The sequence below is a fragment of the uncultured Gimesia sp. genome (assembly GCF_937910335.1).
Lineage (GTDB): Bacteria > Planctomycetota > Planctomycetia > Planctomycetales > Planctomycetaceae > Gimesia.
On the sequence record NZ_CALEMX010000248.1, the window covers coordinates 1 to 9,277 of the forward strand.

At 43.9% G+C, this 9,277-nt stretch carries 8 protein-coding genes and 1 pseudogene; 2 read left to right on the forward strand and 7 right to left on the reverse strand.

Features of this window, described 5'->3' with window-relative positions:
* The first annotated feature begins 277 nt into the window (after nucleotides 1–277).
* Nucleotides 278–1,408: a prenyltransferase/squalene oxidase repeat-containing protein gene (locus tag Q0668_RS09995; RefSeq protein WP_298863684.1), complete on the forward strand. Its 1,131-nt coding sequence runs from the start codon at nucleotides 278–280 to the stop codon at nucleotides 1,406–1,408.
* Between the two features lie 32 nt (nucleotides 1,409–1,440).
* Here Q0668_RS09995 and Q0668_RS10000 read toward each other — a convergent pair whose 3' ends face one another.
* Nucleotides 1,441–2,169, reverse strand: a complete 729-nt coding sequence (locus Q0668_RS10000; RefSeq protein ID WP_298863685.1) for a creatininase family protein — start codon at nucleotides 2,167–2,169, stop codon at nucleotides 1,441–1,443.
* A gap of 95 nt (nucleotides 2,170–2,264) precedes the next feature.
* Nucleotides 2,265–2,726 carry an N-acetyltransferase gene (locus tag Q0668_RS10005; protein WP_298863688.1) on the reverse strand — a complete coding sequence of 154 codons (462 nt, stop codon included), beginning with the start codon at nucleotides 2,724–2,726 and terminating at the stop codon, nucleotides 2,265–2,267.
* A gap of 307 nt (nucleotides 2,727–3,033) precedes the next feature.
* Between Q0668_RS10005 and Q0668_RS10010 the strand changes: the two genes are divergently transcribed.
* On the forward strand, nucleotides 3,034–4,254 hold the full coding sequence (locus Q0668_RS10010) for a hypothetical protein (protein WP_298863691.1): 1,221 nt from the start codon (nucleotides 3,034–3,036) through the stop codon (nucleotides 4,252–4,254).
* Between the two features lie 103 nt (nucleotides 4,255–4,357).
* On the opposite strand, the gene Q0668_RS10015 is transcribed toward Q0668_RS10010, so the two are convergent.
* From Q0668_RS10015 to Q0668_RS10035, 5 genes and pseudogenes are all read right to left on the reverse strand, one after another.
* Entirely contained in the window at nucleotides 4,358–6,667 is a 2,310-nt protein-coding gene (locus tag Q0668_RS10015; protein ID WP_298863694.1) for a hypothetical protein, read from the reverse strand.
* A 159-nt stretch (nucleotides 6,668–6,826) separates the two neighbouring features.
* Nucleotides 6,827–7,219 carry a sulfatase/phosphatase domain-containing protein gene (locus Q0668_RS10020; RefSeq protein WP_366918886.1) on the reverse strand — a complete coding sequence of 131 codons (393 nt, stop codon included), beginning with the start codon at nucleotides 7,217–7,219 and terminating at the stop codon, nucleotides 6,827–6,829.
* 33 nt (nucleotides 7,220–7,252) lie between these two features.
* Nucleotides 7,253–8,017: a DUF480 domain-containing protein gene (locus Q0668_RS10025; protein WP_298863700.1), complete on the reverse strand. Its 765-nt coding sequence runs from the start codon at nucleotides 8,015–8,017 to the stop codon at nucleotides 7,253–7,255.
* 55 nt (nucleotides 8,018–8,072) lie between these two features.
* Nucleotides 8,073–8,960, reverse strand: a complete 888-nt coding sequence (locus tag Q0668_RS10030) for a M28 family peptidase (RefSeq protein ID WP_298863702.1) — start codon at nucleotides 8,958–8,960, stop codon at nucleotides 8,073–8,075.
* 67 nt (nucleotides 8,961–9,027) lie between these two features.
* A pseudogene (locus Q0668_RS10035) lies at nucleotides 9,028–9,277 on the reverse strand (hypothetical protein); the annotation flags it as partial.

Sequence of the window (9,277 nt, forward strand, 5' to 3'; positions counted from 1 at the left end):
ACCGTTTATTATAAACCAATTACTAATTTTGTATCTATACTCACCTCAAAATTTATAAAATCTCGAATTCATCATTTTCTAATAGTCGTATGACTGGATATAATTGAATCACACCCACCGGAAAACCAATGATGTATCATTCAGACCAATAGCCACCGATTCTTATACAAAATAGCATAAGATGATCCTTTGAGTTCTGCTACCAATATCCCAGAATTCGTGGATGCTATTTTTAGCTAAATTAAAAACAGAGTGAATTGAAATTGAGGATTATCTGATGCGAGCCGATCAACGAACGCTGAATATCTCCCTGGTCTGTGTAATGATCCTGTCAAGCATTTGCTCGATTGCAACCGCTGCCGAACCTGCAGTGATCGAAATTGACTTGTTGACTTTGAAAAAAACACAAATGCAGGGGATCAATTTTCTCAAGAACAGTCAATTAGATAATGGACTTTGGACGACAGAAACCGTGCCGGGAATCAGTGCATTGATTACCACTGCTCTATTAGAAAATGGAGTTCCCGCCGGTGACCCTGTTGTTGCCAAAGCACTCAAGCGCCTGGAAGGATATGTCCAAAAGGATGGTGGAATCTATTATACAAAAAGTAATCATCGTAATTATGAAACTTGCATTTCGATAATGGCCTTTAGCTCAGCCAATCGGGGAGGACAATATACTTCCATTATCAAGAATGCAGAAATGTTTTTGCGTGGTTTGCAATGGGATGAAGGAGAAGGGCTGGAGTCCTCTGATACGTCTTTTGGTGGAGCCGGTTATGGAAAACATCAGCGTCCTGATCTTTCAAACACACAATATCTGATTGAAGCTTTGCGAAAAGCAGGTGTGAAATCAGATGATCCAGCGATTCAGAAAGCCCTGGTCTTTGTATCGCGCACACAAAATCTCGAATCGGAGTTCAACACAACTCCCTTTTCATCCAAAATCAACGATGGTGGTTTTTATTATACGCCCGCTGCAGGGGGAACCTCACAGGCAGGTAATACTCCCGATGGTGGACTTCGGTCTTATGGCAGTATGACATATGCTGGCCTGAAAAGTATGATCTACGCTGGTGTGGATAAAAATGATAAACGGGTCAAAGCTGCAAATGAGTGGATTCGTCGTCATTATTCCTTAAAGGAAAATCCCGGTATGGGTCAGATGGGGCTCTACTACTATTTTCATACCTTTGCCAAAGCGTTAGATAGCATGCAGGTAAAGCAGTTTAAGGATGCGAAAGGTGAGATCCATAACTGGCGCGCGGAACTGGTCAATCATTTAGCTGGACTTCAACAGGAGAACGGCAGTTGGACAAACAAAGCAGAACGCTGGTATGAAGCAGATCCCAATTTGGCAACTGCCTATGCACTATTGGCGCTGGCACATTGTCAACCTGCGAAATAGAGATCAGAACTCGTCGTTCATCTATTTATTTTTCAGGAATGAAATGGTGGAATCTCTACAATATTGGTTCCGTCGATCATGCCCGAGATGAATTGAGAAACCTGTTTGACAATTTCATCAATCATAATCTGACCAGCCTCCGCAGTGGCTTCCATCGGTTCCTGATCTGCCTGATCCTGCATCGCATCGTGGCGGACATTTTCTGGAAATGCTGCCAAGGCAAAAGCCGTTTCAAATTCCTGGGCGTGTCCCGGAAATCGTTTTGTTTTTAAATTTGCGAAGGCAATTTCCTCTGGTAACAGATTCCAGTAAGATTCAAAGTGCAAGTTGATTTCGAGACGCTGCTGGAACTGTCCCCACATTCCCAGGCAAGGAGCCATGTTGCCTCCATGTCCATTTAGCACAAGAATATTTTCAAAGCCAGCATGGTGCATACTGCGAATGGTGTCAAATAATACACTGAGCCAACCGCCGGGCATTGCCGAGAGTGTGCCCGGATGCCGCATATGATGCTCACTGATCCCAATATTCATTGAAGGGGCTACAATAACTTGTGGAGCAAGCTGTTTGGCAGCTTCTGATGCTACCAGCATAACGCTGCGCCAGTCATGTTCCATCGCCAGATGTTCCAGGTGCTGTTCTGTAGCTGCGACAGGAATAATGCAGGCTTTTAATTCTCCGGATTGCATTCTTTCACGAAACTCCCGCCTGGTATGTTTATGCAGGAGAACTTCATTGGTATGTCGATTTGATTCAGGCATGGATTCAGTTCCTGGAATTCATTTGGAATGTTATCAGCAGCAGTCTGTGTAAACAAATAGTCTCTGATTGGTATATCACTAACGGGATGAGTGAGTCAACGTTCCAGCATTTTTTCCATGACATGATATCCAGGAAAGTTAAAACCCAACTGACGGTAAGTTGACTGGGCACGTTCATTTTCTTCTTCCACATAAAGTCTGAGTCCGACCACATCTGGATTTGATTGTGCCAGGTTTTGAATATGCTCTGACAGTTGCTGAAAAACTCCCTGCCGTCGATAGTCAGGATGGACGTATACACTTTGGAACCACCAGAATTCACCATTTCTCCAATCACTCCATTCGCGCGTAAACATCAATTGACCAATGATATTTTCCTGGTGTCGGGCCACATAATACTGGCAACCACGCGTATCCCCGAGAGACTCAAGGACTCCCGTTCGAACCAGTTCCTGATCCAGAGATTTGGATTCCGTCTCCTCCGCCAGCCGAATGTTAAATTCCGCAATAGCGTTACAATCTTCATGTGTTGCTTGATCGATTTGAATATCCAGCATCAAATATTCCTACTTAGGTAGAGAATTCAGGTTAAGGAACAATGTTACGATTTTGAACTGACATTGTCATTGCTATGAAACAAGTTGTGATCAATTTTAATCATTTCAGGGTTTAAGAGTCGCTTGTTTTTCAGGGCGAATTTTTTAAATGGACTCGCTTTTGTCAAATAATAGAAAAGACTCGAAGGTGAAAATGGCGATATTAGGTAATACAGCATAAATGGATTTGCAAGGATGCATGGTCAAAGTCTACAGGATGTACCATTTTTAAGTCCAAGTAAAATCATGATCGCTGGGAGATAGAGCCTTGAGAAGTTCAGGGGAACGACAATATCGATTGGATACTAAAGTTCGCTTATCGAGTATCCAGAACATGTGGGCCATGATGGCCGCTGGTGTCACTGTTGGCTTGTTGAGCATGTATTTCATGGTCGCTCGGCCGATGTTGAGTCAAATCGGGCATTTGCAGACAGAGTTAGTCGTTGTCCAGCAGGACATGGATAAACTCGTTGGTGCAAAGACGAGTGCCTGGCAAGTCAACAACTTATTATCAGTGTTAAATTCTCAGGCCAGGCAACTGACCGAAGCCCAAGCCACTGTCGCAGAGATTCGAGATCTGCGGATTTTGCTTAAAAAAGAAGCTGAACAAACAGAATCGGCTTTGGCTTCCTATCAAAAGATTAATGCCTTTCAGAAACGTGTGATCCAGCAAGAGAGTTTGACGTCGAGTGCCCATGCTGCATTAGATGAAATGCTGGCGATGCAGGACCAGTTGGCTTCTCAAAAAACGCAGCTAAAATCAACATTTTCCACGTTAGGCGAAATGATCAAAGTGCAAAAAATGGCGCTGGGTCAATCAAACGGTATCAAAGATGCGATGGCTGCTTTTAATGAGTTTCTTCAATTCAAAAAGCAGATTGTCGATCAGTCGCAACAATTAGATATCGCTCGTGAAAACAGTCAGAAAATGATTGCACTTCAGAATAATCTGGTGTCTCAAACAAAGCCAATTGCCGCTGCACAAAAAAGTGCAGAACAACTTGTTTCATTGCAAGAGACTCTGATCGATGAAAAAATGAATGTTGCAGAGGCCGGTTCAAACTTAAAATCGCTAATGACAATTCAGGCTAAATTGCTGGCAGAGACCGGACGCGTTGTTGATGCCCTTGAAACATTAGAAGTACTCGCCGACCTGCAGGATCGCCTTAACGAGCAAGTCAGTTCCTTGAAAGGTGTGCGACGTGAATTAGTAGATATTATTCTGATGGAAAGTACTGTTGCAAAAGCAACAAAAATTCTGGAGCCCCTGGCAGATTTAGGAAATCTAAGTCGACTAAGCGATGCAGAAGTTCGAGAAGCAGCCCGTGTGATTATGGATCAGAGAGATACACGCATGGGAAAACGATCTAACCAGTATCGCCCTTCGCGAACGACAAAATTGCCAGTGCATAGAAAACCGGTGATCCAGGAAAAAAACAATAGCAGCGGCATGAATGAAAACTTAGTTCCTACACCGCCCGCTGAATAAGAGTGAACAGTCTCCTGGCTGAAAGTGGCTTGAATTTAACACAGGGCATGGTTGTTCCATGCCCTGTGTTAATTTGTTAAAAACCAAAGAGATTGATTTCAAGCTACTTTTTCTCTTTTTTAGCTTCCGGTTTAGCTTCCGGTTTTGCTTTTGGTTTGGCTTCGGGTTTTACTTCAGGTTTTTTTTCTACTGGTTTCTCTGTCTTAACGGTTGGTTTTGTTGCCGTAGCCGGTTTTGGTTTTTCTGTTTTCTTTTCTGGTTTGACTGTTTTGTAGACAATTGAACCGGACACAGGGACGGAAGCTACCTGAAAGACATCCTTGGAAAGTTCTCCCTGTACGAACACAACGAGGTGGAGTTTTTCCAGACTGAGTGGTGCTCCAGTGAAATTTGCGCCAGAACGTTCTTCAAACGCTGACAAATAATCTGTAAGACGGCCTTTAAAGTCATTCAGAGGCACTGTTTTATTTAGAGATAATTTTCCGTCAACGGCTGGAAAACCATTTGGTTCACTTAGCATTGATCGAACAATCATGTCATGAATATTAATTCCATTAGAAGCCTTATAATGCAGTTCATCTTCTGCAAGTGCTGCAACCAGTCGCAGTGGCTCCTTAATTTTCTCGGTACCAGTTACATTTGCCTTTAATTCCAGTTTTCCATCTTTGGCGACAGCAGACAGATCGATTTTCACATCTGTCGTTTCAGAGAGTGTAGGAATGAGTGCTTCCAGAATTTGTTTGTAAGAGGAATCGACTTGTTCTACTCCTCCTGCTACTCCGGGAATCACTTGACCATTTAAATTGGTGGTAGGGGTTTCGCCATGATTGTAAAGGATGAACCTCGCTTCAGAGTCTGTATTCGTGAGCGGATCAGGAGCAGGGATATGTTGATGATATCGCAGGACGATGACTTTTGAGTGAGGGAACGAAGCTTCAATAACGCCTGTTGCCAGATCGGCTGCTACGCAGGGAGGGCAAGAAGCTCCAGTAAACAATTCGATCAGCGAGACCCGGTTACCCTTCTTCAAATCAACGGATTTCGCCTCTTTGGTTACAAAACCCTGCAGAAAGCGTTTGAATGATTTTTTCAAGTATTCATCCAGGCCTTCTGTCGAACCATGTTTTTCTTTCCAAAGCGCCGTCAATGTATCCTGAGGATGTTCATATTTGACGGCTTCTGGGTTTTGTTTTGAAACAGCGATGAGTTGCCGTTCACGACCTGACAACGGAGAGCCTGCCAGTATTCCCAGATGATCAATGGCTTTGTCGATGCTTCCATGTGTTTTTTCGTAATTGACCAGCTCTGTTAGAAGTTCTCGGTTGCTCGAATTATTTTTCAATTCTTCCTGAAGTAGTTTACCAGCAGACTTAATTTGTTCGGGATCTTTGGACTTTAATCCGACACGCGCTGTAGCCAAAGCGATATCTGATTTCCATCCACTAAGAGGAGTAGCTCCTTTTTTGATTAATTGATTTGCCTGCTCAAGATATTTAGATGCTAAACCAGAAACTGTATCACTTCTTGCTAACATGGAACCGATGCTGATCAACGTATTTATCTGCTGGCGTGTTCCCCATAACTCAGCCGTTTCAACATATCGCCCAAGGATTTCTGTAAGAACTTTCTCATCTTTTTTCTGACTGAGTGCAATGGCGATCAATGTTGGATAAGCATCTAGTACCAGAGGAATGGGAGCGCGAACGGCATATACTTTTTGCGTGAAATCGTTTAACTGTTTAAACGGGTCGGGGGATTGCATAGCCTGCATTAGTTCCTGAGCGCCAGGGGAAGGCAGAGGATCTTTGATTTTGGGAAATTCTTCTTCATTAGTAGGTACCAGGAGGGCGGGAGTACAACGATCCCCATTAAAGGAGATGTTTCCAAATATTGTTCCCTTTTCTAAATCCAATTTTCCTTGAAAATTTAATCGAAGAAATTCTTTCCCTTCATTTAACAGGCTCTCATCAAAGTCCACGGTTAGCTTTGTGGTTTTGAATGCGACTATTTTTGCCGGGGGAGCTTTTGCATCTTTGGCGAGCACTACCACTGATTGTGCAGCTGGTTTCTCAGCGGTTTTCTTTTCGTCTGATTTGGGCGTCTCTGGTGCAGTGATTTTGAACAGGTACAGTGGCATCATCTGTTGTTGCTCTGGCAACAAGAGTATCCAGTTTCCCGCGACCGATTTCGGCAGTTCAGGAGGCTTTGGTTTCTCGCTTTTCGGATCTGTTTTTTCAGCAGACTTGGAAGCGGAATCTGTTTTTGAGGACGTTGTTTCTTTGGAGTCCGTTTTAGTAGACTCGCTTGTTGGCTCGGATGTTTGTTTTTCACTGCTTGGGTCTGCACCTTTCTGGCAGCCGACAGTGATCATCAGCAAACAGAGCAACAGGCTAACTCGAGAAATCGAAAACATGTTTGTCCTCAGGATGTTAGGTTAAAATATTTCGGAAATCGGTTCTTATTCTGGTTTTATACGAATTTCGAACAAATGTTGATGGATAATAAATAAAAAACGACAATCTTCTCAAAATAGAGCACCGAACATCTGTTTTCTTAAGATTTATCAATCTATTTAATGGTAAGCCGGTTCAAGAATCGGATCCTGGATCGATTTCTGCCACTTCAGTAGTTGTCGATCCAGAGAAGCAGCGGTTTTTTGCCATTTGGCGAGGGAACGTCGCTTCAACAGATTTTTAGTCTCATCCGGGTCCGACTCCAGATCATACAACTCGTCCATATATTTGGCCCGATAATGTTTTACATACTTGAACTGTGCTGTGCGTATCATCCGCAAATAGGCCAGGCCATTATTGTGCAGATCATATTGTCCAAAAATTTCTTCTCTGTTTTTAACAGGCTTTCCAAAAAGCAAAGGAGAATAGTCAATACCGTGCAGGACCTGCTTCTCTGGCTGGGGAATGTCCAGCGCGCCTAACACGAATTTGAACATATCGACATTGTAGATCCTCGATCATGACGGATGATCCTCTGTTAGCCGTTAACTGCCAAGTTCCTGCCTCAGTTCTGCTAACTGCTGACTCAGTTGTTGAAGCGATTCAGTCAGCGTCTCTACCTGTTGTTTTAATACTTGATTTTCAGTTTGCAGGAGTTCTATGGAATTGTGGATGGTACTCAATTCGGCAGATGAGGATATTACCGAAGATTGTTCCTCGGATACAATTGCTCTTTGGGCGGGTTCGCTTTCTGATGAGGATTCAAAGCCCAGGTTTTTTCCTTCTTTTTCTTGATACCAGTTATGATCAACTTCGATACCACGCCGCTCGATACTTCCATTTGATTGCACATATTTCTGATCAAGAAGTTCTTTAAACTCTGCCCGTAACTGGTCAAGAGAATCAATTGGCACCATTCGGCTGGCACGGCCTCGAAGCTCTCCCATTGTTTGACGACCGCGTAGCCAGAGTTCTGTCAGAATGGCCAATTGTGGTTCACTGAAATTGAAGCGATGCCTCATATAGTGTCGGTAACGTTCAGAGCGACCTCCCTCCGAATGTACGACTGCGGCAATGCCGATCTCGCGGAGCGCCTCCAGTATTTCAAAAACCTGGGGTTCACTATAGTGCGAAACAGGATCCCTGTTACTTTTTTGATTGCAGCCTGTTGTAATTGCTTTCAATGTAAGTGGATATTGATCAGGTGTGGTAAAGGCTTTTTCCAGCAAAACACCGAGAACGCGACGTTGAGGTTTTGAGAGTTCTGTTATGTTGAGAAGTTTTTTTTCTTCCTGGGTTGCATCATTCATATCTAGTCAATTATTCCTTATCGAACAAAATGCAATGTTGAAGGAAAAGCGAAAATTAGTAACCACCTTGAAGTATCAATTTAGTCGCTTCCAAGCTTCCTTGTGCTACTTTAGTGAGAAATTCGAAGTCGAGTGTATCTACAGTGTCTGTTGGCTGATGATAATGTGGATTCCGCAGAAAACTCGTATCAGTGATCATGACAGCTGGATAACCTGCGTCCCAGAACGGGCTGTGATCACTCAATCGGGTTGCTTGCAGCATTTCACCATTTTGCGGAACCTGAAGTATTTCAACGGGTAGTCCATTGACCTTCTCCATTCCTTGCTGAAACGCTGCAATCAATGTCGTTGAGTTTTGATTGCCGACGATGGCAATAAAATCTCCTGTATCGGGATACAATCCGATCAATTCTCGGGGCAATGTCTGACTTCCCGGAGTCGAATCACAATAACCGAGCATTTCCAGAGAAACCATGCCCCGCAAATCGGTCTGTTGTTGCTGATGCAGGCGGGCATGCTCTGCACCACCTAGCATGCCGTTTTCTTCCAGGTCAAATGCAACCAGTTCGAGTGCCCACTTATTCGATAGTTCTTGAGACAGAGGAAGCAACCTCCCCAATTCCAGCAACGTGGCAACCGCACTTGTATTGTCGTCTGCTCCAGGAGATTCAGGGCGCGTATCTAGATGAGCACCCACACAAAACCGTGGTTTGTTTTGAGGATTCAGTTGCGGGTGTCGGGCAATCAGGTTTTGACCTGAAAGTGAGGTCAGCATGGAATCCTGGGCTTGAAAGTGATGCCGTTCGACTTCCCAGCCCGAATTTTCCAGCTCCTGGATTACATATTGGCGGGCCGCTTCTAACTCGGCACTTTCTGCAGGACGTATCGTGCTGCAGAGTTGCTCACAGTGCTGCTTCAAACGGCTTTGGTCAATGTCAATCATGGTGGTTTTCGATTCCTTGAACTGCCTCGATATCACTCTGACAAGCTAAAGTGCTGTCACGATCATGCTATCTATTTTGAGACGTTGTGTCTCCTGCAGATTCTACAATGAATTGAAAATCTTTGTCACTACGCAGAGAATCGAAGTCTGGTTCTTCAGCAATTAATTTTATTAAGGCGGATTCCATCCGCAGTGAACGATCCAGCCAGGAGAGAGCATTCGTTTTGTCACCAGCTAATGCAAAATAGCAGGAGAGGTTATAAAGCACGATGGGTTGATCGGCATGGTGCAGATGGGCTTCCTCCATGATGGAAATC